General features: G+C 67.7%; 18 protein-coding genes. 8 read left to right on the plus strand and 10 right to left on the minus strand.

Annotation, left to right across the window (positions count from 1 at the left end; all coding sequences use genetic code 11):
* Window positions 1-125: 125 nt before the first annotated feature.
* From P6281_RS09710 to P6281_RS09735, 6 genes are all read right to left on the minus strand, one after another.
* The gene (locus P6281_RS09710) at window positions 126-1,517 is read right to left on the minus strand and encodes a PPE family protein (protein ID WP_201408173.1); all 1,392 of its coding nucleotides are present in this window, start codon (window positions 1,515-1,517) and stop codon (window positions 126-128) included.
* Between the two features lie 354 nt (window positions 1,518-1,871).
* Window positions 1,872-2,201 (minus strand): hypothetical protein, encoded by a 330-nt coding sequence (locus P6281_RS09715; RefSeq protein ID WP_014384368.1) that lies wholly within the window; start codon window positions 2,199-2,201, stop codon window positions 1,872-1,874.
* A gap of 195 nt (window positions 2,202-2,396) precedes the next feature.
* Window positions 2,397-3,650 (minus strand): hypothetical protein, encoded by a 1,254-nt coding sequence (locus tag P6281_RS09720; protein WP_036458627.1) that lies wholly within the window; start codon window positions 3,648-3,650, stop codon window positions 2,397-2,399.
* Window positions 3,647-4,993, minus strand: a complete 1,347-nt coding sequence (locus P6281_RS09725) for a hypothetical protein (RefSeq protein ID WP_036458629.1) — start codon at window positions 4,991-4,993, stop codon at window positions 3,647-3,649. Before P6281_RS09725 ends, P6281_RS09720 begins: the two co-directional genes overlap by 4 nt.
* Window positions 4,993-6,639 carry an ABC transporter permease gene (locus tag P6281_RS09730; protein ID WP_201408172.1) on the minus strand — a complete coding sequence of 549 codons (1,647 nt, stop codon included), beginning with the start codon at window positions 6,637-6,639 and terminating at the stop codon, window positions 4,993-4,995. The genes P6281_RS09725 and P6281_RS09730 overlap by 1 nt, the downstream gene beginning before the upstream one ends.
* Window positions 6,640-6,672: 33 nt before the next feature.
* Window positions 6,673-8,064, minus strand: a complete 1,392-nt coding sequence (locus P6281_RS09735) for a condensation domain-containing protein (protein ID WP_036455071.1) — start codon at window positions 8,062-8,064, stop codon at window positions 6,673-6,675.
* Between the two features lie 906 nt (window positions 8,065-8,970).
* Here P6281_RS09735 and P6281_RS09740 point away from each other — a divergent pair.
* Window positions 8,971-10,629: an NAD-dependent malic enzyme gene (locus P6281_RS09740; protein ID WP_041784909.1), complete on the plus strand. Its 1,659-nt coding sequence runs from the start codon at window positions 8,971-8,973 to the stop codon at window positions 10,627-10,629.
* A gap of 10 nt (window positions 10,630-10,639) precedes the next feature.
* Here P6281_RS09740 and P6281_RS09745 read toward each other — a convergent pair whose 3' ends face one another.
* Window positions 10,640-12,271 carry a diflavin oxidoreductase gene (locus P6281_RS09745; RefSeq protein ID WP_014384374.1) on the minus strand — a complete coding sequence of 544 codons (1,632 nt, stop codon included), beginning with the start codon at window positions 12,269-12,271 and terminating at the stop codon, window positions 10,640-10,642.
* Between the two features lie 109 nt (window positions 12,272-12,380).
* Here P6281_RS09745 and P6281_RS09750 point away from each other — a divergent pair, with 109 nt between their 5' ends.
* The 3 genes from P6281_RS09750 to P6281_RS09760 all read left to right on the plus strand — a co-directional run bounded on the left by P6281_RS09750 (window position 12,381) and on the right by P6281_RS09760 (window position 14,764).
* On the plus strand, window positions 12,381-13,172 hold the full coding sequence (locus P6281_RS09750; RefSeq protein ID WP_041784912.1) for a hypothetical protein: 792 nt from the start codon (window positions 12,381-12,383) through the stop codon (window positions 13,170-13,172).
* Window positions 13,173-13,304: 132 nt separating this feature from the next.
* Window positions 13,305-14,051: a maleylpyruvate isomerase family mycothiol-dependent enzyme gene (locus tag P6281_RS09755; RefSeq protein ID WP_014384376.1), complete on the plus strand. Its 747-nt coding sequence runs from the start codon at window positions 13,305-13,307 to the stop codon at window positions 14,049-14,051.
* Window positions 14,052-14,146: 95 nt separating this feature from the next.
* A complete protein-coding gene (locus tag P6281_RS09760) occupies window positions 14,147-14,764 on the plus strand; it encodes a TetR/AcrR family transcriptional regulator (RefSeq protein ID WP_009955693.1) in 618 nt (205 codons plus the stop codon).
* Here the strand turns inward: P6281_RS09760 and P6281_RS09765 are convergent.
* Together P6281_RS09765 and P6281_RS09770 are read right to left on the minus strand one after the other, a co-directional pair.
* The gene (locus tag P6281_RS09765) at window positions 14,761-15,126 is read right to left on the minus strand and encodes a cupin domain-containing protein (RefSeq protein WP_014379789.1); all 366 of its coding nucleotides are present in this window, start codon (window positions 15,124-15,126) and stop codon (window positions 14,761-14,763) included. The two genes, P6281_RS09760 and P6281_RS09765, sit on opposite strands and share 4 nt — an antisense overlap.
* A gap of 42 nt (window positions 15,127-15,168) precedes the next feature.
* Window positions 15,169-15,879: an SDR family oxidoreductase gene (locus P6281_RS09770; protein WP_009976223.1), complete on the minus strand. Its 711-nt coding sequence runs from the start codon at window positions 15,877-15,879 to the stop codon at window positions 15,169-15,171.
* Window positions 15,880-15,985: 106 nt separating this feature from the next.
* Here P6281_RS09770 and P6281_RS09775 point away from each other — a divergent pair, with 106 nt between their 5' ends.
* Both P6281_RS09775 and P6281_RS09780 read left to right on the plus strand, forming a co-directional pair.
* Window positions 15,986-16,846 carry a LysR family transcriptional regulator gene (locus P6281_RS09775; RefSeq protein WP_014384377.1) on the plus strand — a complete coding sequence of 287 codons (861 nt, stop codon included), beginning with the start codon at window positions 15,986-15,988 and terminating at the stop codon, window positions 16,844-16,846.
* A gap of 307 nt (window positions 16,847-17,153) precedes the next feature.
* The gene (locus P6281_RS09780; RefSeq protein ID WP_202349796.1) at window positions 17,154-18,221 is read left to right on the plus strand and encodes a 3-deoxy-7-phosphoheptulonate synthase; all 1,068 of its coding nucleotides are present in this window, start codon (window positions 17,154-17,156) and stop codon (window positions 18,219-18,221) included.
* Window positions 18,222-18,360: 139 nt separating this feature from the next.
* Here the strand turns inward: P6281_RS09780 and P6281_RS09785 are convergent, their stop codons facing one another.
* A complete protein-coding gene (locus tag P6281_RS09785; RefSeq protein WP_014384379.1) occupies window positions 18,361-19,998 on the minus strand; it encodes a (2,3-dihydroxybenzoyl)adenylate synthase in 1,638 nt (545 codons plus the stop codon).
* A 94-nt stretch (window positions 19,999-20,092) separates the two neighbouring features.
* On the opposite strand from P6281_RS09785, the gene P6281_RS09790 reads away from it, so the two are divergent.
* Window positions 20,093-23,596, plus strand: coding sequence for a non-ribosomal peptide synthetase (locus tag P6281_RS09790; RefSeq protein WP_036458636.1), 3,504 nt, complete (start codon window positions 20,093-20,095; stop codon window positions 23,594-23,596).
* 8 nt (window positions 23,597-23,604) lie between these two features.
* Entirely contained in the window at window positions 23,605-24,375 is a 771-nt protein-coding gene (locus tag P6281_RS09795) for a thioesterase II family protein (RefSeq protein ID WP_008255555.1), read from the plus strand.
* The last annotated feature ends 2 nt before the right edge of the window (window positions 24,376-24,377 follow it).

Consider the following 24,377-nt stretch of genomic DNA (forward strand, 5'->3'; position numbering starts at 1 on the left):
CGCCAAAGGTTTTCGGTTCGGCGGCCGGTGCGCAGACCGGTGTGGTGTGGGTGTGTCCATTGCGATTTCCGTCGGATTCGACGAGCTTGCGCCTCCCGTGACGGGCTGCGGACGGGGGCGCTGCATCATCCGGCCACCGGCGAATGCGGGATGAGCGAGACACGCAAACCGACGCGCTGAACCGCACCCTCGGACTCGCGACCGACCATGCCGCCCAGGGGCAGCTTGGACACGGTCGGGCCGGGGGACGGCGCCGCGGCCCATCCGCCCGGCATGGCGCTGGAGTGGAGGGCCTGCAGCGGCGTGACCGAGGAAACGGTGGCGGCCCAACTCGGGGGCACGGACAACGTGCTCAGCGAGCTGGCTTGGCCCACGCCCGCCGCAACTCCGTGACCCAATCCCGCGACCGGCGGGAGATTGCCCAGACCCGCGGCGGCGTCCATACCGCTGATGCCCTCCACGCCGCCGGCGCCCTCGGCCCCCAAAATGGAACCGGCGCCCGCGTAGTCCAGCGCCAACCCCTGGTAGTCCAAACCGAGCCCCTGGTAATCCAAATCGAGCCCGTAGAGGTCTATGCCGATTCCCCCGGTGTCGGCGATCAGGCCAGCGCCGTCGGCGCCGAAACCCGCCGCCTCTCCCGCCAGCGCGCCCGTACCGCCGTCGAGCGCCGGCGCGGCGGCGAGTGTGGAGGCCAGTCCCGTCGCGGCGCCCGCGCCCGTGCTCGCGCTCTTCGTCGCGCCCTTGCCGGAGGCGTTGGTCAGACCCGACAGCGCGCTGAGCGGGGCGGTGGCCCCCGACGATCCCAGCGAAGCGCCCGTGCCCATCGCCGCCTGCGACAGCCCCGTGCTCGAGGACGAGCCGGGTGTCGAAAGGCCTTGCAGGGTTTGCGGCACCGAGGAGGCCCACTGTGTCGCCGTCGCGTGGGCGGTGCTGCCGGATTGCAGCGCCGCGTGGGTGACGGCGCCGATGTGGCCGGCGACGGCGGTCGAAGTCGCCGTTTGGGGCGGCGGCGACGCCACGGGCGAAAGTGCCGAGGCCGACGCCGAACTGGCGGCGTAGCCGTACATCGCGGTCGCGTCTTGCGCCCACATTTCGCTGTACTCGGCTTCGGTCGCCATGATCGCCGGCGTGTTCTGTCCAAAGATGTTCGTTTGGATCAGCGCCAGCAGCCGAATGCGATTGGCCGCGACCAGCGGAGGGGGGACCGTCATCGCGTATGCGGTTTCGAAGGCCGCCGCGGCGGCCGTGGCCTGGGCGGCGGCCTGCTGGCATTGCTCGGCGGTCGCCGTCATCCACGCGATGTAGGGCATGACCGCGGCCACCATCGACATCGACGCCGGTCCCGACCAGGACTCGTCGGTGAGGACGGCGATCACGGCTTGGTAGCTGCCGGCGGCATCAGTCAGCTCGGCCGCCAGCGTCTCCCATCCCGCCGCGGCGGCCAGCAAACTTGCGGGACCGGGCCCCAAATACATCCGACCAGAGTTGATCTCCGGTGGTAACGCGCCAAAATCCATGCCTATCTCTGTCCCTTGTCAGTTCTCTGGGCGGACCGTCCTGACGCCGCGGCGGTCGCACACGACATCCGGTCACGCAATCGATGTGGTGATGAAAAGCCCAAGTCCCCAACGCATCACGCGACGCGACCTGGTGAGCCCGCATTACCCGGGTTCGTTGGATTGACCTCGCCATTGCGCGAATTTGGCACACCTGTTTCCCGGCAGCACCGGGGTGTGTGTGATGGCCACAACGCATCTGCTGAACGGCCCAGACGCGCCGATCAGCAGATGCCGGGGGCACCGGAGCTGATCGCGGCTAGTGTCTGATCCGCCGCGGGCGGGTATTGCGCGCCGGCGAGGTGACGCGCCCGATCAGCAACGGGCGACGCAGAACTGAATCAAAATATTGTGCCCGGCGGGGCTGGACGCCGGCGCGCGTGCCGGCGTATCGACGCGCTGCTGGGACCAAATTATGCCGAGGGTGGGTGGGGCGGACGATCCGGATTGCCGAGGCGTGGAAAGAGCGAAAGTGCTTCCACGATCACGCTTTAACGCGACGCTCTTGAACGCCTTGTCGTCGTTCACCGTGGATCCGACGCCGAGGCGACGTACCGGAACCGACTCGTGGTCGGAGTGCACGGGGTTGGAAAGCGGGCTGACCGACGAGGCGGCCGCCTCGGGCGGCGAGGCGTTGGCGGCCATTTCGGCTCGCAAAGCCCCGCAACCGAGTACAGCTGCAACGAGCGCCAGCGCAGCAACGATGGCCAACGCGGGTTGCCGTCGCGGCCACCGTGAAAGCAGTCCAACTCCGAAATTCACAGTGCCATGCACTCTACCAGCCGCGATACATCGACAGGCAACGCGTCACGTCCAGCAAAACCCGATCGGGCGCCCTCGTCAGACCATCCGTGGTCCGCCGAAACCCGGAACCGCGCCCACCGGGATCAGTGCCAGCGCGATGACGAGAAGGATGAACAGCCGCACCGTCTTTGGTGTAGGTCGCCGATCGATCTCGGGCCTGCGCGCCGCGAAAAGGAGGAAGACGATCGCGAAGTCGAACGCTACGATCGTCAGCCAACGGGTCCAGTCGAACCCGGTCAGAAAGACCGGGATGACCAGCAGCAGGCCGGCGATTACCCAGGCAGTTCGCCCGCGCAAGGCGTCGACGAACGCGCGCAGCGGGACGCCCGAAAGGGCGCTGAGACCCCACACCGTCACCGCGGCGGCACCGGCGCCGAAGAGCAGTGAGACGGTGAGGCCGAGTGCGCCGATGTGGCCGACGGTTCGGATTGCGTCCGCGATTCCGTTGGCGTAGTTGGGCATCACATTGCGGCACACCCAGTCGTGATAATCGGTTTGGCTCGGTTGTCCCGCAAGCACGTAGTGCATCAGCGTCGCGGGCGATGTGACCGTGGCAAAGGGGTTGGGCACCGGGTGATGTGGCACCGCCGCGCACAGTTGAGGGGCGATGTCGTGGCGACCGAACGCCGCCACGGCAGCCGTGGTGAGGACTCCCGGCAGCACGGCCAGGAGCATGCCACGGCGCCAGGTGGTTTCCAGGGCCCCGCCGAGGACGATGATTGCCAGGAATGCCCCCAATGCGAACTGCAGCCCTACCGCCTCGTGCACCAGCGTCAAGGCGGCGATGACGGCGCCGTAGGCGGCGCACCATACAGTCGCGACGGGCCGGGATCGTGTGAGCGCCAACGCCGAGCTGAACGCCGCGAGGGCCGCCCCACCGAACAGGTCCGGCCGAGCCGAGAACGCCGCGAACGGGACACCGAATGGCAACAGCGGCAACACCGCCGCGAGCATCAGTCTGCGTTCAGACCGATGGCGACCCGAGACCACCACACCGGCAACCGTTGCCAGCCCGCCCAAATAGACCAGCGTGGACAGCCAGCGCAGACCGAGCGTGGCCGCGAAGTAGTGGTTCGGGGCCAGCCGGACCAGTTCACCGGCGAGCCCGCGGCGGACGAAGCCATGCGTGTAGTCGGCCGTGTAATACGACATCCAGTACACGTCGAGGGGAACGACCTTGATCGCGAACCACAGCACGGCCGCCGCCCACGCCGCGATCGCGACGGCGACACCCACGTGAATGCGACGCGCGCGTTGATCGGCCTCGAGGGCGAGGTCCTCCACCGTCACGACCCGTCCCCATAGACCGTGGTGGCGGACAAACGCAGGTCGGCCAGCGCGTCGCATGCGAGCTCGCTCGTGGCCGCGGTGATGGGGTGGGCGGCGCTGTGGTAGCCGACGATGGTGAGAAACCGGCTGCCGTTGACCGTTCCTGTGCCGCAGAACAATTGGCCGTGTGTTTGCTCGATGCGCGACCGGGTGATGCCCTGCTCGGCCAGCCGCATCGAGAACTCGGTGGCGTCCGCACCGTCGATGCGGCCGACGGCGGCATCGAGGCTGCCGAGGTTTGAGCAGCCCACCGGCAGCTGGCCGGCCGACATGGCGATGCCTTCGGCGCGACGGACCAGCCATCGTGGCGTGAACGGAATGAGTGGCAATCCGGCGAGCATCTCGTTGGGTTGGCGAGCCAAAGACGCCAACAGCTCTTTGACATCCGCACGCACGCCGCTCAAGTCGCCAGCCACGGTGTGGGCGTCGACGGTGAGCGTGATCGAGGTCAGCGCGTTGGCGCGGTCGTCATCGGCGGTGCGATCGCTGACCGGAAGCACCACCGTCACGGAGTTTTCGCCGGGGAGCACCCTGCCCATCCGGTGCGCCAGGCGAGCGGCGAACGCGACGCACAGCGTGTTGCTGCTCCCGCCGAGGCTGCGCGCACGTGCCTCCCATGCCGCGGCATCGGTTTGAATCGTCACCGACCCGAATCCGTTCTGGCGCTGTCCCATTGGGCCGGACGCCCGAGGTGCGCGCGTTTGCGGCCGAGCCTGTCGATCCGCCGAGGCCTTGGCCAGTATCGCCAGCGTCGCGATCAGCGCCCGGACGGCCGCCGGCAGGCTGAGAACGGCGTGGGACAGGTCCTCACGAATCGCGCGCCACCGGCCACGCGAATTCGGCTGTGGGTAGCCGCGATTGAGCGGTTCTCCCTTGACCGCTTCGGTGACGGCCGCTGCCATCGCGAGGCCGTCGACAACGCAGTGTGACGCCACCAGGGTGACCGCCGCCCCACCGTCGTCCAACGGCAGCACGCCGAGGTGAAATGTCGGCCCGTGCTCGGGGTCGACGCGCACCCGCGCGCGCCTTTCGATCCACGCGCCGATCTCGCTCCGTGGGCGCGGCGGTTCGCACGCGATGTCCGGTGAGCGGCTGTCGGCCACCCAGCGATGGCGCCCGAACGGCAGCGGCGAACGCTCGATCCGGCGCCCGAGCAGACCGGCACCGAGACTGTCTCTGAAGGACCGCAATTCGTCGATATCGACGGCGCGGTCATAGACCCATGTGCATTGCACCGTGCTCCCTTGACCGGTGGCGCGCAGCCGCAGAAACGCGGCCTGGTCCAACAGTGCCAGCCTCGTCACTAGCACCCCGCCTCGGCCGCGGCGCGATATCCGCGCACCGCCACCGGCGCGAACACCGCGACCAGGACGCCGGCCCACAGGGCGGCCTGCCACAGCGGCGAGAGCACCGGCCCGCCCTCTGCGAGCGCGCGCATCGCCTCGATCGTCGGCGAAATGGGCGAAAAACGGACCACCGGTTGCAGCCAGCCTGGAAAGACCCCGGCGGGCGCGACACCGGTGTTGAGGAACAGCAGCAGCACGCATCCCGCACCCAGCCAGGTCACCATGGCTTTGCCGTCCGCGCGGGCGGCGATCGCGATCACCAACGTCGCCATCCCGGCCGAAATCGCCACGGGCACCAGCACAAAGGCCAGCGCCGCGATCCAGCCGTAGCTGAATCGCAGCCCCAGGGCGACACCGAAGATGGTGAGCACAACGGCGGACGCGGTGGTGCGGGCGGCCTCGGCGACCAGCCGGCCCGCCACCGTGCTGGCCCGATGCACCGGCTGCACCCACAACCTCGTCAGTACGCCCGACTCTCGTTCCGCCGGCAAAGCCAAACCGGCACCAAGGGTTCCGAACACGGCGCCCACCACCGCACACATTGGAACCAGCCCGTACAGGCTGTCGTGTCCGGTGACGGCCAGAACGGCTTTGCCGATCAGCAATTTGTAGACGATGAGGAGGAAGGCCGGGAACAACAGGGCCTGCACCGCGACGATCGGGTCGCGCCGCCAGCGGCGCAGGAGCCGGCCGGCCTCCGAAGCGCTGTGGCTGACGAAGGCCGTCAGTGACGGTGCATACGAAACCCGTTGCGTCGCACGGGTAGCCACCGCCCCCCGCGACGGCCGCGCGGACGCATCCCGCGCCTGCCGAGCGCCCTGAGACGGGATCCGGACCGTGCGGGGCGCGCGGGGGCGTCCGCCGCCGACGCGTCGCTGCATCCGCACCGCCAAAACACCGAACAACGCCAGCAGCCCCAGGCACCACGCCGATGCCGCCGCCAGATCCCTACCCGTTGCGTGACCGGCGGCGAGTCCGCGCAACGTGTCGGTGACCCGGGAGACCGGTTGGTGACGGACGAACGGGCCCAGCCATGCCGGAAACGACTCCGCGGGAGCGATACCCGTGGACAACAGGACCAGCACCAGCTGGGGCAGCAGCAGCAATTGGCTCGACGATTCGACGGAGCCGACCCGCGAGCCGAGGGCGTCGGCGCCGAGGCACACCGCCATCGCGAACGCCACGACGATGATCACGAACAGGCCCGTGTCGCCCGGACCGCCGGCCATCCGGAAGCCGAACGACCACCCGACGGCGACAGCGGCGACGAGCGCGACGACCGAGCGTATCAAGCAATAGAGCATCCGCGCGGCCAGCGGCACCGCCGCGGGAACCGGCAAAGTCTTGAGACGAGACCCGAAGCCGGAGAGCCGGTCTCGTGCGGCACGGTCCGCGGTCGTCATCGCCCCGAACAGCATCGCCTGCACGATGACCACCGGGAGGACATATTGCGGATAGGTCATCGAGCCGGGATGGATCAGGCTGCCCAACACCAAGGTGAATCCCAGGAAGCAGCCCACGGGCGCCAGCGCCGCGAACAGCAGGTCGGCATCGCGCCGGGAGCCGGATAGTGTGCGCAAGGTGAGTGCCGCCAAGGCACTCATGCCGAGACCTCGGTCGGCGGAGACAATTCCGCGTCACGCATCGGTGTTCAGCCCGGCGTCGGCCACCCGGGTGAACTCGGCGCGCATCGTCTCGACGTAGCGGGAGACCGACCTACGCGCGACGTCGGTGCCGGGGTAAGCGACCACCAGCTGCGTTTTGTCGTGCATGCGATTGACCCACATGCACACCGTCTCCGACAGCCTGTTGTCGCCCCACACCCCGGCACGCAGACCGTCGAAGTAGTCGCCGAACGGCAACTTGCGAATATCGATGTACGACAGCATCGGGACCGGACGGTCCGGAACCTCGATGGGGCCTGACGATCCGTCCGGCGACTCGAGCAAGTGGTAGTACGGCACGGCACCCAGGGCCGTGTTTGCATCGAACGATGCCTGGGCGGCGCTGACGACCTCGTCGAACGAAGCGCCGGCGGTCGGAATTGCCAACGGGACAAAACTGGCCAACCATCCGACCGCGGTGGCGTGGGCGGGATCCCGCCGGTTGTCGAATGGGGTGAGGCCGAAATACGTTGCGGCGCCCGTCAACCGGTGCTCGGTCAGGGCGGCGCAGGCGAACACGCCACCGCTGAAACGCGCGCCCGCGGCGCGGCACGCCGCTTCGAACCGCCGTCCCTGGTCGTCATCGATCAGGTCGAACACGTCGATGGCCCCCGGGGTATCGGCGGCCGCCTCGCCAAGTTCCAGCGGAAATTTCGGCAGCGCCCCGTTGTTCGCCGCGAGAAAGGCTCGCCACGAACGGATCTCGGGTGACTCTTCGGTCAGGCCCCTGGTGTACGCATGCTGATTCGCGCTGTATTCGCGATGGCTGGCGGCGGGTGCCAGCGGACACTGTGCCTGCTGCAACGCGCTGAAGTACATCGTCTGGATGTCGAGGAAGATCACCCCGGCCGACATACCGTCGGCGCGCAGGTGGTCGACGGCGATCAGGACCGTGAACCGGTCATCACCCTGGATGACGCCGAAGGTGAAGCAGTCCCATTGCAGGGGATCGGGCGTGTCGAGCAGGAGTTTGCGGATCTGCGGCGGTCCCATCTTTCCGAGATCCGTTGGCGCCAAAGTGATGACCTCCGGCTCGGCAATGACGTAGCGAAGGACCTCGTCGTCGTCACCGAAGGCGAACCGGTCGTGGTAGGTGTCGTGCCGCCGCAGGTGCGCATTCACCGCGTAGGTCATCGCATCGATATCACAGACACCGCTGATTTCCCAGGCCCCAATGCACAACCGTGGGATATCACGACCCCGGCTGACCTGGCGTCGGTAGTATCGAAGATGCTGCGACTGCTGATAACTCACCGGCGCCGGATGGTATTGCGCTTCGGCAACACGCCGGTAGGTGGTCGCGGTGGGGTACCAGGATACGACGGTGCCCTCGGCCGTCCAGTCCTCAACCGTTCCCAAGAACATGCGCTACCTTTCGTCCGTCAGCCGGTGACGCCAGTTCGGATGACCTTAATGGCACAGCGCATGAGTTGCTGAACAAGTTGAGGACCCGAGGAGCCCCGTTACGCGGGCCTCCCGATCGCCGCACCGCCGGATGCGTCGACCAATGCGCGCGAGGGAATAAGTTCACCGTGATGTGAGTTGGCGACCCGCATGTTGTCAAGCGGCGCAAAGTCATGACCCGCCGGCGCACCCGCGGCGCAATCATAGAATTCCCCTCTCGGGCCCGAGCAATCTCTCAGGAACTTCTGACAACCCATGGTGTGCCCGTGTGAGGTAGTCAACGACAGGGAGCCGAATTAAATCGCGCGGTTAACACAGAACCGTTGGCCGAACAAGCATTTCTCTCGACGCGATGACCCAATCTGTCGATTCCCACCCACAGAGCGGCGCTGTCTCGGCGAGGCCACCCGAGACGATGCTGGGCCTGCCGAAACGGCGCTTCGGTTACCATATCGTGATGTATGGCCGTATTGGAATAGTGTCAGCAAAACCTTTCTTGCACCGGTGAGTCGGGCAAACAATCACACGATCCGCATAAGTTCCGCGGCGCTGCATCACATGCTCCCGTTGATGCGAAGCCTCGCATGGGATTCGGGCCGATTCCCGACTCCGGCAGCAAACTGCGGCCAACTGGGAATCCGGTCAATAGGGGGCGTCGCGGGCTTCCTCACATCTGAGAACGCATCGTTCCCCTATGCCCCTCAAGGCATTCGACGAGCCCAGGCCCAGGTCGTTTTGGCAGCGCACTGACACTTTGACGGCTTTGGCGCCGGGTTACGCGCAGACAAACAGCCCGGGATCATCGATGATGGTTCGGACACTCCCTCGTTCCCCTCCCGCGAGATTCGTACAGAAGGGACGTTGACGATGCCCGATGAGCTCCGGGGGCCGGCCAGGTTGTTCGATGCCCTGACCACCAAGGGCACCGCCTTCACCGAGGACGAGCGACGGCGATTGGGCCTGATGGGTCTGCTGCCGACGACGGTCAAGACCCTCGAGCAACAGGCCGAGCACTGCTGGCACGAATTCTCCACGCGCCGCGACGATCTCGACAAACACATCTACCTGCGGGCGTTGCAGGACCGCAACGAGACGTTGTTCTACCGGGTTTTGCTCGACCACATCCCCGAGGCTCTGCCGATCGTCTACACGCCCACGGTGGGGGAGGCCTGTCAGCGTTTCAGCGAGATCTACCGCCGGCCGCGGGGATTATTCGTGTCCTACGCCGAGGGGGAGTGCCTGGACGAGGTGCTCAACAATCGGCCCCAGCGCGAGGTCGACGTGATCGTGGTGACCGACGGGCAGCGGATCCTCGGCCTGGGCGATCAGGGCATCGGCGGCATAGGCATCCCGATCGGAAAGCTGTCCCTCTACACCCTCATTGGCGGCATCGACCCCGCTCGCACACTGCCGATCGTGCTCGATGTGGGAACCGACAACAGCGAACTGCTTGATGACCCTCGGTACCTGGGATGGCGGCACCGACGCGTCGACGACGACGATTACTACGCGTTCATCGACAAGTTCGTCGCCGCGGTACGCAAGCAGCTACCCCATGTGCTGCTGCAGTGGGAGGACTTCGCGTCCACACATGCGCAGCCGATCCTCGCTCGCTACCGCGACGAACTCCTTACCTTCAATGACGACATCCAGGGGACCGCCGCCGTCACCGTTGGGGCGCTGCACGGTGCCGCCAAGGTCGCGGGACGCCCCCTGTCGCAGCAACAGGTTGTCATGCTCGGCGCCGGCTCGGCCGGCATCGGTGTGCTCGACATGATTCGCCGCCAAATGGTGAACGAGGGATTGTCCGAAGGCGCTGCCTCGGAGCGCATCTGGGTCGTCGACGTGGAAGGGCTCCTCACCGATGACCGCACCGATCTGTCCGCCGCGCAGCGCGGGTTTGCCCAGCCGGCCGCCCGGGTGGCGGGCTGGGGCGTGTCCGGGCGCGCCCGGCTCGCCGATGTCGTCCACCGTGTCGACGTCGGCGTGCTGCTCGGCTTGTCCACCGCCGCGGGCGCGTTCACCGAAGCGATCGTGCGGGAACTCGCGGGCAAGACTGACCGACCGATCATCTTCCCGCTGTCCAACCCGACGAGCCGGGCCGAGGCGCACCCGGCGGAGTTGGATCGGTGGACCGACGGGCGTGCCCTGATCGCCACCGGATCGCCGTTCGCGCCGCTGCGCCGCGACGGGGTGGAACGCCCTGTCGCCCAATGCAATAACGTCTATATTTTCCCCGCGATGGGTTTGGCCGTCACAGCTGCCCAGGCGACCCGGGTGACCGACGAGATGATGCGCGTCGCCGCGGAGACGTTGGGCGAGGCGTCGCCCGCCCTCGCGGACCCCGACCGGCCGTTGCTGCCCGCGTGGTCGGACGTGCCCGATGTCGCCGTCCGCATCGCGCACGCGGTCGCCATGCAGGCCGTGGTGGACGGCGTCGCCCCGACGCGCGGCGACGCGGAGCTCGCCGACCGTATCGCCGAGGTGCGTTGGCGCCCGGAATATCCCACCGCCGTGAGTCAGTGAACACCGGCCGTCAGTAGACGTCGCGCACGTACCGGTGATTCTTGATCAGCTCGTTGACATAGGCGTGGGCGGCCTCGGCCTCCATCGCGCCGGCGTGGGCCACCAGCGCTCGCAACGCCTCGTCGACGTCCTTGGCCATTCGCTCGGCGTCGCCACACACGTACACGTGCGCACCCTCTTCGAGCCAGCCGAAGATTTCCGCGGCGTTCTCCCACATGCGATGCTGCACATACTGTTTCGTGGCATCCTTGTTTCCGTCGCGGGAGAACGCCAGGTCGAGTCGCGTGAGCACGCCCGATTCCCGGAAGCCGTGCAGCTCGTCGGCGTAGAGGAAGTCCAGCGCCCGATTCCGCGCGCCGAAGAACAGCCACGCCCGACCCGGCGCCCCGGCCGCCTGCCGTTCCTGCAGAAAGCCGCGGAACGGCGCAATGCCGGTCCCCGGACCGACCATGATGATCGGGACGTCAGCGCCGGGCAGGCGGAAGGTGTGATTCGGTCGCAGGTGCACGCGTGCCGTCTCGCTGCGGTCGGCCAGGAAGGTCGAGGCCACCCCGCCATACCGGCGCCCACGGGCGGTGTACCGCACCGTCGCCACCGTCAAATGCGCGCGATCGGGATGGACCACCGGGCTCGACGCGATCGAATAGTCACGGAATTGCAAGGGACGCAAGGTGTCCACGAGTTCGTCCACACTCAGCTCGCCCAGCCTGATCAGGTCGAGCACGTCCCTGCCGTACAACCACGTGCCGGGCTTCGCGGTTCCGTCACCGGCGAGGGCGGCGACCGCGTCGGCATCCCCGGCGCGGGATGCCACCAGCGCCCGCAGCGCCCGCGACGGAGCCCGAATATCCAGGTGGTGGGTCAGCAGGACGCCGAGCGGCTCGTCGTAGCCGGCCACCGCATGGTCGGGGCCCGCATCGAGTTCGGCGAGCACTGCGTCGACCAAGTCGGGGTCGTTGGCGACATGCACCGCGATCGAATCGCCGGCGCTGTAGGCGATTCCGGCGCCGGTGAGGTCCAACTCGTAGTGACGAACCTCCTTCTCCGAACCCGGCGCGCTGAGCAGCCGGTTCACGACTATCGGTGCCTCGAAACGTTGATGGTGATCCCGGCTCGGCGGGGGAGGAGCGGCCGTTGCCTCCTTGGCAACCGTCGCGACACGCGGTCCCGCATGAGCGCGGTCGGCGGCCAGCAGCTTGACCAGGTCGCCCGTCCACGCCGTCGCGAGTTGCTGGTAGGCGCCGTCCACATCGACACGCGCGGTCAGCCTGACCGCTCCCAGCGCTTGCAGGCGCTCGTCGAGGAGCCGGCCGGCATTGCAGAACAGTTCGTAACTGCTGTCGCCGAGCGCCAGCACGGCGAACTTCAAATGGTCGAGCCGGTCGGCGCTTTCGGCGCTGATCGCCTCCCAGAACAACGCGGCGCTGTCGGGGAACTCGCCGTCGCCGAACGTCGAGGTGACCACGATGAAATGGCTCGCCGATTGCAGGTCGGCGATTTCGACCTGGTTGAGTTCCACCGCTTCCGATTCGATGCCCATGGCTTCCTGGACGGCCTCGGCGAACGACATGGCCGCGTCTTCGGCGTTACCCATGTCGGTGCCGTAGCCCACGATCAGTGAAAACTTCGGTTGGGCGGTCATGGTCGCTTCCTCTGTGTGCGCGGACCTGTGTCGCCGACCGGGCGGGAGCACCGCCCGACCCAGGCCTAGCATAGGGTAGCCTAACCTAACTGACATGGAGGTTGCTCACATGCGCACCGCGATTCACCATCCGCTGGTATCGGGGATGGACATCCGCCGGGAGCTTCCGGTGCATGAGTCCAGCCGTCGCCTGCGTGCACTCTTTCCCGGGGGTCCCTTGGTGTATGGCATCGCCGTGCTCGACGATGTCTCGCGGCAGCGCTGGTGGCCTCTCGATTCACAGCGGACCGACGCGTTGCTGCGGGCGATGTTCGACGATGCGGCGAAAAACATCGGTCCCCACGCCGCCGCGCGGCAACTGGTGGCCAGCTTCATCCACGAGATCATCGGTCGGATGCTGCCGCTGGTGCTGCTGGAAGGAAGAGCCTGGGACGTCGGCCTGGAGAATCTCTGGCTGCACCGCGATCGCGACGGTGCAATCGATTGGGCCGCGGTGGTGGACCCCACGCTGCGCGTGCTGCCCGACGATCCCTGCGCGGCCGCGCGCAGTGGCGATGCCTTCGGGCGGCGCCCGCGCCGAGAGGGCGTGCTCACGCTGCCGAACGAAGCGGCACTGGCGATTTGGGTGGCGCATCGCTGCCACCGGAGCCTGTCGCGGCTGTTCGACTCCGTGCACGCAATCAGCAACGGCGCCGTCGCGGTCACGGCGATGTGGCACATCGTGGGGTCGGCGATCATCGGGGTGGCCGCCCAGATCCCGCGCCCGGCGCCCGTGGACGACCATGTGATCACCCGCCGAAGCCAGGCCATCCTCGATGCGATGGTCGGATTCGGGCTGCCAGTACGCCGATCACGCCGCGCGACAGCGGCTTTGGTCGCCGCACACGCCGGCTCAATCTGACACGGGCGGCCCCCTACGAATGCGGGAAGGCCGACGTCTTTGGCCGGTCGATACCAACTTCGATGTTCCCCTTGAACCACATACATACCGTGTGTATGTTAATACATACTGTATGTATGTGGAGGTGGGATCATGAGTGCCGTGCTCGAGGCCATAGCGGAAGAACGTAGGACCGTTTTGGAGCTTTGCTCGCAGATGCCGGATTCGATGTGGGCCAAGGACAGTGGGTGTTCGGGTTGGTCGGTGCAGGATCTCGTGTCCCATATGGCGTGCAGCTTCTGGTTGGCGGTCGACCCATCGGCCCTGCCCGATCCCGGCGATTTGCCGGCCGAGCGCGCGGCGGACATCTATGTCGAGTCGCGACGCTCGATGACCCCCCAAGAGGTCGTGGCCGATTACGAATCGGTGAGCGCGCGGGGTCTAGAGGTGCTCGCCGCCATCGAAGGTCAGGACGTCGACATTCCGATAGGCGATGTCGGCACCTATCCGGCGTCGGTCGTGCCGACAACCTTCGTCTTCGAAGCCTTCGTCCACATCCGGTACGACCTTTTTTCTCCGGGTGGGCCGCTGCAAGGTGCACCGCCGCCCGTCGACCAGCTACGGCTCGCGCCCACCCTCGATTGGATCGAAGCGGCCCTGCCGCAGCAGAACACGAGTCTGCTCAACGAGTTACAGACAGGCGTGGAGCTTCGCCTCGACGGCCTGTGCGCTCGGATCCTCCGCATCGGCGACCACGACGATGTCGCCTCGCACATCACGTCTGATTCGCAAGCTTTCGTGCGGTGGGTTACCCAGCGCGGTACCTGGGAAAGCTTGGGCGTTCAAGCCGAAGGGGATCCATCGACTCTGAACGTGATTCGCCGGCTCAGGGTGTTTTGAGTCCACCGCGGACCTCGACGCTACGCCGTCGGGCGGGACATCCCACGACCTCCGCGCGGTATGTATGAGAATGCACACGTGAGAGGCGGGGATTGATGGCGAAGGGCGGTCGTCGCACACAGGCAGAGCGCGCGGCCGGCACGCGTGAAGCGCTGGTCGCTGCCGCCCGGCCGTTGTTTGCGTCGTTGGGGTTTGCCGACGCATCCCTGGAAACGATCGTTCGCAACGCGGGGGTGACCCGCGGCGCCCTGTATCACCATTTCGCCGACAAGACAGAGCTATTCGCGGCGGTGTTCGAGCAGGTGGAGGGGGAGATGGCCGCCCGAATGGGAGACGCCGTCGCGGCGGCGGGGCACGGCGATCCCGTCGAGATCATGCGGCTGTGCGCCGCCCTGTGGTTGGACGCGTGCGCCGATCCCGAGATTCAACGCATCGTTTTGCTCGAGGCGCTGGCGGTGCTGGGATGGGAACGCTGGAGCGCCATCGGGCACCGGTACAACATCGGATTCGTCACGGCGCTGCTGACCGAGGCCATTGAGTCGGGCAGCATCCCGCGCCAGCCGATCGAGGCGACGGCCCTGACGATCATGGGGGCGCTGCGCGAAGCGACGCTCTACATCGCGCGTGCGGACGATTACCACCAGGCGCGGGCGGACGCCGGCGTGGTGATGGACAGACTCCTTAGCGCGTTGCGCACCAACGCGATTGGCTAATCTGTCGCCACGTGCGGCGGGTCGTAGATGACCAGGAAAACGAGTTCGTCAGAACCGACGTTTTTCAGACTGTGCACGACGTAGGCGGGCACCTTGACGAAGGTGCCCGCCTTGGTCTCCCAGCAATGCTCGCCCAGCTGAACGAGGCCGGCCCCGCGCAGGAAACAGAAAGCATGGTTGTAATCGTGATGATGCGGCGAGGATCCCCCGCCGGGGCCGAACTTCGTCAACTGCGCACTGAAACGTGTGGAGTAGTTATCGCCGGCCAGCTCGTCACTGACCCAGAAACTCGGTCCCAGACCGGTCTCGTGCCAGACGATCTCCTCGGGTGCGATGACATTCTGTAACACGTTGTGGCTCATGGGATTCTCCTTCGCAGCGAAAGCCTTGGTGCCCCGGCATCGTCACGCGGCAATGCTGCCGCCGCCATCGGCGCGAATGATCTGACCGGTGATATAGCCGGCGTCCTCGTCCAGCAATGCGCAGATGGCGTGCGCGATCTCGCGCGGTGCGCCAAGCCGGCGCAGCGGAATGGTTTGCAGGAGACGCGCTTCGCGCTCGGATCCGGCCGGACTGAGCTCGCGGTACATCTCGGTTTCGATCGGCCCGGGCGCCACCGCGTTGACCGTGATGCCGGACTGCGCGAGCTCTCCCGCCCAGATCCGCGTGCACGCTTCCAGCGCCCCTTTGGTGGCGGCGTAGGGCGTGCGCTCCGCGGTGCCCAGTGTCGTCATGCTCGTGACATTGACGATGCGGCCCCACCCGGCCGACAGCATCCCGGGCAGCACCGCTTGCACGACCTGCACCGCGGTGCGCACGTTCAGGTCGTAGGTGGTGAACAGGTCATCCAACTCGATCGAACCGATCCGGCCGAACCGCGCGACGCCGACGTTGTTGACCACGGCGTCGACGCGCCCATCCCGCAGGGCTCGCTCGAGTACCGCGTCGGTGGCGGCGCGGTCGGTGAGGTCCACCGCGTAGAACTCACCCGGGAAGTCGTCCGGCCTGGCGCGCGCGAGGCCAACCGGCATGTCGCCCGACACCGCGAGACGGTCGGCGACGGCCCGGCCGATTCCCTTCGACGCCCCGGTGATCAGCACTCGCTTTGCGGTCATGGTGTCCTCCTTGGCACGTATTCCGATGATTACTTAAACATTTTGGAAAGCCAATCAGACATAACGTTGTTGATATGGCTGATGACTTTGGCCTTATGGAGGACGGATGACGACGTTGTCGCAGCTCAAGACGTTTATTGCGGTGGTCGACCAGGGCGGCTTCACGGCGGCGAGCCGACGGCTGGGGCTCTCGCAGCCGGCCGTCAGCCGCACGATCGCCACCCTCGAAAAAGAATTGGGGTTGCCGCTGTTCATGCGCCGCCGGGATGGCCTCGCGTTGACCGAAGCCGGAGCCGTTGCGCTGACACATGCGCGGGAAGCGGTGCGGCAGTTGACGTTGATGCGCACCGAAGTCGCCGGATTGGCGGGCGACATCACCGGGACGCTGAGTCTGGCCAGTCTGCCGACAGCGACCGCCACGCTCATCGCGCCGCAACTAAGGACCTTCGCCCGGCGGCATCCGGCCGTCACCATTCGGCTGCTGGAGGGGAGCAAGGAAGAAATCTTGGACTGGCTCGACCAAGGCGCAGCCGAAGCCGGTGTGGTCAGCTTGCCGAGCAAGGGCCTCGACGCGGCGGTACTCGGCGTGCAAGAAATGGTCGCGGTGGTGCCGGCCGACAGCCGGCTGGCGGCCAAGGACATCGTCACCTACGCCGACCTGGCCAAGGAGCCTTTTGTTCGCGGCACCGGCGGCTGCGCCGATGTGTTCATGCCGATTGCGCGGCGGCAGGGCATCGAATTCGACCTGGCCTTCGAAGCCCGCGAGATCGGGGCGACGCTCGAAATCGTGCGAGCCGGGTTGGGCGTGAGCATCCTGCCCAGCGCCGGCCTCCCCGAGCTGCCCGGTGTCGTAGTGCGGCCGCTGTTGCCCCTGACCGAACGGCGTCTGGGCATCGCGGTGTCCGCGAGTGCGTCGGCGCCCGCACGGGCTTTTCTCGACCAGATCGCCGCACTCGATCTGGATTAGGCTCGGTGACAACGGCTTTGCGGTCGCACATGGCTTCACGCCTGTCTGTTGCCCTCGGATGCCGTAACGGGCTGTCAAGTGGTCGAGCCCCACGTGGTATGTTCGCCGTCGTGAACATCGGCGTGCGCGCGTATTGGCGCTTTATCGAGGCTCCGGGCGGAGCCGGCGATGAGGCGTCTGGTTGACGCACCCGCACGACTGAGACCCGGAGCCCAGCAGTGACCACACGGTCGCTGCTTTTCGCTTTTCAGGGCATCGGGAACCAGCGGGCGTGCCCTGGCAGCCAACACAGAAAGACACACCCACCATGTCCCTCACCGACGTCACCACAGCTGTCGACACGTCCGACCATCGGATCGTCTCGTTCCGAGAACTCTCGGCTCCGGCCGCGATTCGCACCGAACTGCCACTGACACCCGCGCGCGCCGAGGCCGTCCAGCGCGACCGCGACGAGGTGTCGGCGATCCTGGCCGGCCACGACGACCGCCTGCTACTCGTGGTCGGCCCGTGCTCGGTGCACGATCCGGCCGCCGCGCTCGACTACGCACACAGGCTCGCCCCGCTTGCGGCCCGGTACGCCGAACGGCTGAAGATCGTGATGCGGGTCTACTTCGAAAAGCCGCGCACCACCGTCGGGTGGAAGGGGCTCATCAACGACCCCGCCATGGACGGCAGCTTCGACGTGGAACGTGGGATCCGCACCGCACGAGGGTTGTTGCTCGACATCATCGACGTCGGCCTCCCGGTGGGCTGCGAATTCTTGGAGCCCACCAGCCCGCAGTACATCGCCGACGCCGTCGCCTGGGGCGCCATCGGCGCGCGGACCACCGAGTCGCAGGTGCACCGCCAGTTGGCATCGGGGCTGTCGATGCCGATCGGATTCAAGAACGGCACCGATGGCAACATCCAAGTCGCCATCGACGGCGTCAAAGCTGCGGCGGCGCCCCACCATTTCTTCGGGACCGACGACGTGGGCCGCGCGGCCGTCGTCGAGACCATGGGCAATCCCGACTGCCACGTGATCCTGCGGGGCGGTACCGCCGGCCCGAATTACGATGCGGCTTCGGTGGTCACGGCCATCGAACGGCTGCGCAATGTCGGGCTGTCCGAGCTGGTCATGATCGACTGCTCACACGCCAACTCCGCCAAAGACCACGTGCGACAGGCCGAGGTCGCCGCCGAGGTGAGCGCGCGCATCGCGGCGGGCGAGCGCGGCATCGCCGGCCTGATGCTGGAGAGCTTTTTGGTGGCCGGCGCCCAATCGCTCAGCGGCGAACTGACATACGGCCAATCCGTCACCGACGCCTGCATGGACTTCGCGACCACGGCGGAATTGCTGGCGAAGCTTTACGCGGCGATGGGTGATCGCGGGTAGGTGGCCCTGAGGCGGACAGGGCCGCGCCGAGTGTGGGGCCTAGGCACGGATTTGGTTCATTTTTCGTCCATCCACTCGGTGAACCCAGCGCCCTTGCAAACCAACTAGTGATCGCGGCTACCATACGCACGGCGTGGTGCTAGCGCGCCGAAATCTGGCCGGCGATCGCCTTTTTGTCGATCTTGCCGATCGGCGTGGTGGGCAGCGTGGTCATCGGAACCAAGACGTCGGGACGCGCGTGCGCGGCCACGCCACGCCCGTCGAGGTAGCCGTTAAGCTCCGCGAGCGATAGCTCAGGGCCGTTGAAAACGATTGCTGCACAGATCTTCTCGCCCAGATAAGGGTCGGGGAGCGCCACCGCGGCCGCCGAGAAGATCGCCGGGTGGCTGTGCATCTGCTCCTCGAGGTCCGCCGCGGAGATGGTTTCGCCGCCGCGGCAGATGACGTCTTTGACGCGGCCGGTGACCACGACGTAGCCGTCGTCGGTGATCCGGACCAGGTCACCGCTGCGGAAGAAACCTTGCGCGTCAAAGCAGCGCTCGTTGTCGCGCTCGGCGCGAAAGTAGCCGTTGAACGTGTAGGGTCCGCGGACCAGCAATTCGCCTTCCTCGCCGGGGGGCATGGGCTCACCGGCCGCATTGACGACGCGCAGTTCGTCGGCGGCGGACAACGGCCGGCCCTGCGTGTGCTCGGTGAGTTCGGGCGGATCGTCGGGGCGCGTGTAGTTCAGCAGCCCCTCGGCCATCCCGAACACCTGCTGCAGGCCCGGCGTCAAGGCGGTGCGCACCAGGCGGGCGTCCTCGGGCTCCAGCTTGGCCCCACCGACTTGTAAGAGCCGCAAGGTTTTTGGAGTCACCGGTTCCCACTCGCAGGCCTGCGCCCACAGTTTGGCCAGGGCCGGCACCAGGGCGGTGACCGTGACGCCGTGGCGGTCGATGGCGGCGAAGGCCGCCTCGGGGCTGGGATCGGTGCCGAAGACGGTGGTGGCGCCCACCGTCATCGCGCCGAGCAGGCCGGGACAGGCGAGGGGAAAATTGTGACCGGCCGACAGCACCGCCAGATAGACGTCATCGCAGGTGAGCCGGCAGAGTTCGGCGCTGGCCGTCGCGTTGAACACGTAATCGTCGTGGGTGCGGGGGATGAGCTTGGGTGTGCCCGTGGTCCCGCCGGAAACCAGAAGCAGCGCAGGCGATCCCGGGTCGGCCGAGGACGGCGGGCCGGGCGCCTGCTCGCACAACTGCGCCCACGAGGTGAACGGCCCCGGATCGCCGTCGACGATGACGTGCCGCAGCGTTGGGTGTTCCTCGATGAGGCCGAGCGCCATCGTGCGATAGTCGAAACCCGCCGCGGTATCGGCGATCAACAGACCGGTGGCCGCGCTGACCGCGGCGAAATGCCCGAGCTCGGCGGCCCGGTGTCCCGGCAGGCACATCACCGGGACCGCCCCCGCCCGCAGCAACCCGAACAAGGCCACCGCGAACTGGCAGCTGTTCGGCAACTGCAGCAGCACCCGGTCGCCCGGCGCGATACCCAGTGCCCGCAGGCCGCCGGCCGCGCGGTTAGCCTGGTCGTCGAGGTCCGCATAACTGAAGCCGGTACCGCCCACGGCGTCGCGCACCGCGGTTCGATCGGGCCACTGCCGAGCCGCGTCGGTCAGGATCGTGTCCAGCGTCCGTCCAGCCCAATAGCCGGCCGCCCGATAGGCGGCGGCGCGATCAGCGGGGAAGGGCACGAACCCGTCGAGGACTCCGGCCGGCGGCGTTGTGTTCGGGGTCATGGCTCCTTAGACGGGGCTTAGTAGCGGGGATGCACGGAGTAAGGATAGGGTAACCAAAAAATTAGGGCAGCCTGTGCTAATTCAGGGAGGGTCTGTGGTGCACGCCCCGGCACGCTCGGAGGACATCCGGGCGGAGGTGGCCGAACTCCTCGGCGTCGACGTCGATGCAGTTCAGCCGGGTAGCAACCTCATCGGTCAGGGCCTGGACTCGATCCGGATCATGACCCTGGCCGGACGCTGGCGCCGCCAGGGCATCGCGGTCGACTTCGCCACGCTCGCCGAAACGCCGACGGTCGAGGCCTGGGCGGAATTGGTCAACGCCGGCAAGCCGAGCGCTGATCGGCCGGCCGAGCCCGCCGATGCACCCGCGGACGCTGGGCGGTCCGGGGAGGACGAGCCCTTTTCGCTGGCCCCGATGCAGCACGCGATGTGGGTCGGCCGCCAGGAAAACCAGCAGCTCGGCGGCGTCGCGGGACACCTCTACGTCGAATTCGACGGCGGAGGAATCGATCCGGAACGCCTGCGCGCCGCGGCCACCGCGCTGGCACGGCGCCATCCGATGCTGCGGGTGCGGTTCCTGCCCGACGGCACCCAGCGCATCGCCCCGGCCGACGAGTTCGGCCCCTTCCCGGTCCACGTCGAGGACCTGCGCGAGCGGAGCACCGGCGAGGCCGACCGGCGGCTCGCCGCCATCCGCGCCGCCAAATCACACCAGCAGCTCGACGGCGCGGTGTTCGAGCTCGCGGTGACGCTGCTGCCGGCCGAACGGTCGCGGCTGCACGTCGACCTGGACATGCAGGCCGCCGACGCGATGAGCTACCGCACCCTGATGGCCGACCTGGCGGCGCTCTACCTCGGCCGCGACCTGCCCGAACTTGGCTACACCTACCGGCAGTACCGCCACGCCATCGAGGCCGAGGACGCGCGGCCGCAACCGGCCCGCGACGCGGACCGCGCCTGGTGGGCGCGGCGCCTTCCCGAGCTGCCAGACCCGCCCGCCCTGCCGACCACCGGGGGCCGCGCCGAGAACCAAAGCACCCGGCGCTGGCACTGGCTGGACCCGCACACCCGCGATGCGCTCTTCGCCCGCGCCCAGGCCCGCGGGTTCACCCCGGCGATGGCGCTGGCCGCGGGGTTCGCCAACACCTTGGCGCGCTGGTCGACCACCTCGCGCTTCCTGCTGAACGTCCCGCTGTTCGGGCGCCAGGCGCTGCACCCGGATGTCGACTCCCTGGTCGGTGACTTCACCTCCTCGCTGCTGCTCGACGTCGACCTCACCCGCGCGAACACCGCGGCGGCACGGGCCCAGGTGGTGCAGGACGCGATGCGCACCGCCGCCGCCCATTCGGCCTATCCCGGTTTGGCGGTCCTTCGTGACCTCAGCCGTCATCGCGGCACCCAGGTGCTCGCGCCCGTCGTCTTCACCAGCGCGCTCGGACTCGGCGAGCTGTTCAGCTCCGACGTGACCGGCCAATTCGGCACACCGGGATGGATCATCTCCCAGGGGCCGCAGGTGCTGCTGGACGCGCAAGTCACCGAATTCGACGGCGGCGTCCTGGTGAATTGGGATGTGCGCGAAGGCGTCTTCCCCGCCGGCGTCATCGACGCGATGTTCGCGCATCACATCGACGAGCTGCTCCGGCTGGCCTCCGCCGACGAAGCCTGGGAGGCGCCGGGCCCCCCGGCGCTGCCCGAGGTTCAGCGCGCGGTACGCGAGGCGGCCAACGGCCGCACCGCCGAACCGAGCGGAGAAGCCTTGCACGACGGGTTCTTTCGGCAAGCCGAGCAGCGACCCGATGCGCCGGCGGTCTTCGCCAGTTCCGGTGACCTCAGCTACGCGCAGCTTCGCGACCAGGCGCTGGCCGTGGCGGCCGCGCTGCGTGCGGCCGGCGTCACCGCCGGGGACACCATCGCGGTGATGGGCCCCAAAACCGCCGAGCAGATTCCCGCGCTGCTGGGCATCCTGTCCGTCGGTGCCGTCTATCTGCCGATCGGCGTCGACCAGCCACGCGACCGCGCCGAGCGCATCCTCGAGTCCGGCGGGGTGAGCCTGGCCGTGGTGTGCGGAGGACAACGCCTGTCCATGCCGGTGCCCGAGGTGGTGCTCGCCGACATCCTCGGCGGCGCGCCCGCGAGCACCGAGATCACTTCAGCGAGAGTCGATCCCGCCGCGCTCGCCTACGTGTTGTTCACCTCCGGCTCCACCGGCGAACCCAAAGGCGTCGAGGTTACCCACGACGCGGCGATGAACACCGTGGAATTCATCGGCCGCCACTTCGACATCGGCCCCGCGGATCGATGCCTGGCCCTGTCGACCCTCGAGGGCGACATCTCGGTCATGGACGTGTTCGTCACCCTGCGCACCGGCGGCTCCATCGTCGTGGTCGACGAAGCCCAGCGACGCGATCCCGACGCCTGGGCCCGGCTCATCGACGCCCACCAGGTGACCGTGCTGCATTTCATGCCCGGATGGCTCGAGATGCTGGTCGAGGTCGGCCGCGGGCGGCTGTCCTCGGTGCGGGTGGTGCCCACCGGAGGCGACTGGGTGCGCCCCGAGGTGGTGCGCCGGCTGCGGGCCGAAGCCCCCAACCTCCGGTTCGCCGGCCTCGGGGGAGCTACCGAAACCCCGGTGCACAACAGCATTTTCGAGGTGACCGAGCCGATACCCGACGACTGGACGGCGCTGCCGTTCGGCGTCCCGCTGCCCAACAACGCCTGCCGCGTCGTCGACGACACCGGCGCCGACTGTCCCGACTGGGTGCCCGGCGAGTACTGGGTGTCCGGCCGCGGCATCGCGCGCGGCTACCGCGGACGCCCCGATCTCACCGCCGAACGCTTCGTCGAACACGACGGCCGAATCTGGTATCGCACCGGCGATCTGGTCCGCTACTGGCCCGACGGCACCCTCGAATTCGTCGGCCGAGCCGACCACCGCGTCAAGATCAGCGGGTACCGCGTCGAGCTCGGCGAGGTCGAGACCGCGTTGCGGCGCGTGCCGGGGGTGCGCACGGCGGTGGCCGCGTTGATCGCCGTGTCCGGCGAATCCGATGTGCTGGCCGCGCAGGTGTGCGCGGACGATGCCTCCGTGACCGCCGAGGGAATCCGGCAGGCTCTCGCCGACCTCGTTCCCGCGCACATGATTCCGCGCCACATCACGGTCGTGGAGCGGATCGGTTTCACCGATGCCGGAAAGCTCGACCGGCGCGCCGTGGCGCGCGAATTGGAAAGCGCCGTTTCGCAATCGCAGCGGCCGGGCCACCGCGCGCCGTCGACGCCACTTCAATCCGCGCTCGCCATGATCGTGGGCGACCTGCTCGGCCGCCAGAACATCGGTATCGACGACGACTTCTTCGCCCTCGGCGGTGACTCGGTGCTGGCCACACAGGCGGTGGCGCGAATTCGGGCCTGGCTGGACGCGCCGGACATCATGGTCGCCGACATCTTCGCCAACCGAACCGTGTCGGCGCTGGCCGCGGTCCTCGGGGCCGGTGAGCGCGACCCCGGCCGGCTTGACCAGGTCGCCGAGCTATATCTGGAGGTTATCGGCATGGACGCCGAATCGGTTCTGGCGGCCTCTCAGCAACCCGCGAAATCGTAAACGGTGCAATGACATTGAATAATCTGATCACCGTGTCTTCCACGTTCCCGTCCTGGATCAAGCTGACCCGGGGCCGCAACGACGGGTCGGCGGACCGCCGTGCGGGCGCCACGGTGGTATTTCCGCATGCCGGTGCGGCCGCCGCGAGCTATCGGGTGCTGGCGGCGGCGCTGGCCGCCGGTGGCGACACCTACGTCGTGCAGTATCCACAGCGGGCCGACCGCCTCAGCGAGCCCGCACACGAAAGCGTGCACGACCTGGCCGCCGGCCTCTTCCAGGCCGCACCATGGCCCAGCGTCGCACCGCTGACGTTGTTCGGCCACAGCATGGGTGCCGTCGTCGCCTTCGAATTCGCCCGCGTCGCCGAGACGCACGGTGCGGCCGTCCGCAAACTCTGGGTATCGGCGGGTCCGCCGCCGTGCGTCGTCGCCGACATGCCCGAACTGCCGACCAGCGACGACGGGCTGCTGGCGGACATCGCCGATTTGGGCGGCACCGACCCGGAACTGCTTGCCGACGAAGAGTTCTCGGAACTACTGACCACCGCGGTGCGCGCCGACTACGAGGCCTTCAACCGCTACGACCCGAGCCCCGACGTCCGCATCGGCGCCGACATCCACGTGTTGGGTGGACATGACGACCACCGCATCGGGACCGGTGTGCTGCGCCAGTGGGAAAAACACACCGCGGGATCCTTCGCCGTGTCGCTGTATGAGGGCGGGCACTTCTACGTCTACGACCATGTCGACGCGGTCGCCGCGCAGGTGAATGCCGGGTGATA

Source organism: Mycobacterium sp. 5-140-3-2 (genome assembly GCF_035666375.1).
Taxonomy (GTDB): Bacteria; Actinomycetota; Actinomycetes; order Mycobacteriales; family Mycobacteriaceae; genus Mycobacterium; species Mycobacterium intracellulare.

Bases quoted from the DNA above. Each gene is read 5' to 3' on its own strand.
- P6281_RS09710 (WP_201408173.1), bottom strand. From the start codon at position 1,517: ATGGATTTTGGCGCGTTACCACCGGAGATCAACTCTGGTCGGATGTAT.
- P6281_RS09715 (WP_014384368.1), bottom strand. From the start codon at position 2,201: ATGGCCGCCAACGCCTCGCCGCCCGAGGCGGCCGCCTCGTCGGTCAGC.
- P6281_RS09730 (WP_201408172.1), bottom strand. From the start codon at position 6,639: ATGAGTGCCTTGGCGGCACTCACCTTGCGCACACTATCCGGCTCCCGG.
- P6281_RS09735 (WP_036455071.1), bottom strand. From the start codon at position 8,064: ATGTTCTTGGGAACGGTTGAGGACTGGACGGCCGAGGGCACCGTCGTA.
- P6281_RS09740 (WP_041784909.1), top strand. From the start codon at position 8,971: ATGCCCGATGAGCTCCGGGGGCCGGCCAGGTTGTTCGATGCCCTGACC.
- P6281_RS09745 (WP_014384374.1), bottom strand. From the start codon at position 12,271: ATGACCGCCCAACCGAAGTTTTCACTGATCGTGGGCTACGGCACCGAC.
- P6281_RS09750 (WP_041784912.1), top strand. From the start codon at position 12,381: ATGCGCACCGCGATTCACCATCCGCTGGTATCGGGGATGGACATCCGC.
- P6281_RS09755 (WP_014384376.1), top strand. From the start codon at position 13,305: ATGAGTGCCGTGCTCGAGGCCATAGCGGAAGAACGTAGGACCGTTTTG.
- P6281_RS09760 (WP_009955693.1), top strand. From the start codon at position 14,147: ATGGCGAAGGGCGGTCGTCGCACACAGGCAGAGCGCGCGGCCGGCACG.
- P6281_RS09765 (WP_014379789.1), bottom strand. From the start codon at position 15,126: ATGAGCCACAACGTGTTACAGAATGTCATCGCACCCGAGGAGATCGTC.
- P6281_RS09770 (WP_009976223.1), bottom strand. From the start codon at position 15,879: ATGACCGCAAAGCGAGTGCTGATCACCGGGGCGTCGAAGGGAATCGGC.
- P6281_RS09775 (WP_014384377.1), top strand. From the start codon at position 15,986: ATGACGACGTTGTCGCAGCTCAAGACGTTTATTGCGGTGGTCGACCAG.
- P6281_RS09780 (WP_202349796.1), top strand. From the start codon at position 17,154: ATGTCCCTCACCGACGTCACCACAGCTGTCGACACGTCCGACCATCGG.
- P6281_RS09785 (WP_014384379.1), bottom strand. From the start codon at position 19,998: ATGACCCCGAACACAACGCCGCCGGCCGGAGTCCTCGACGGGTTCGTG.
- P6281_RS09795 (WP_008255555.1), top strand. From the start codon at position 23,605: ATGACATTGAATAATCTGATCACCGTGTCTTCCACGTTCCCGTCCTGG.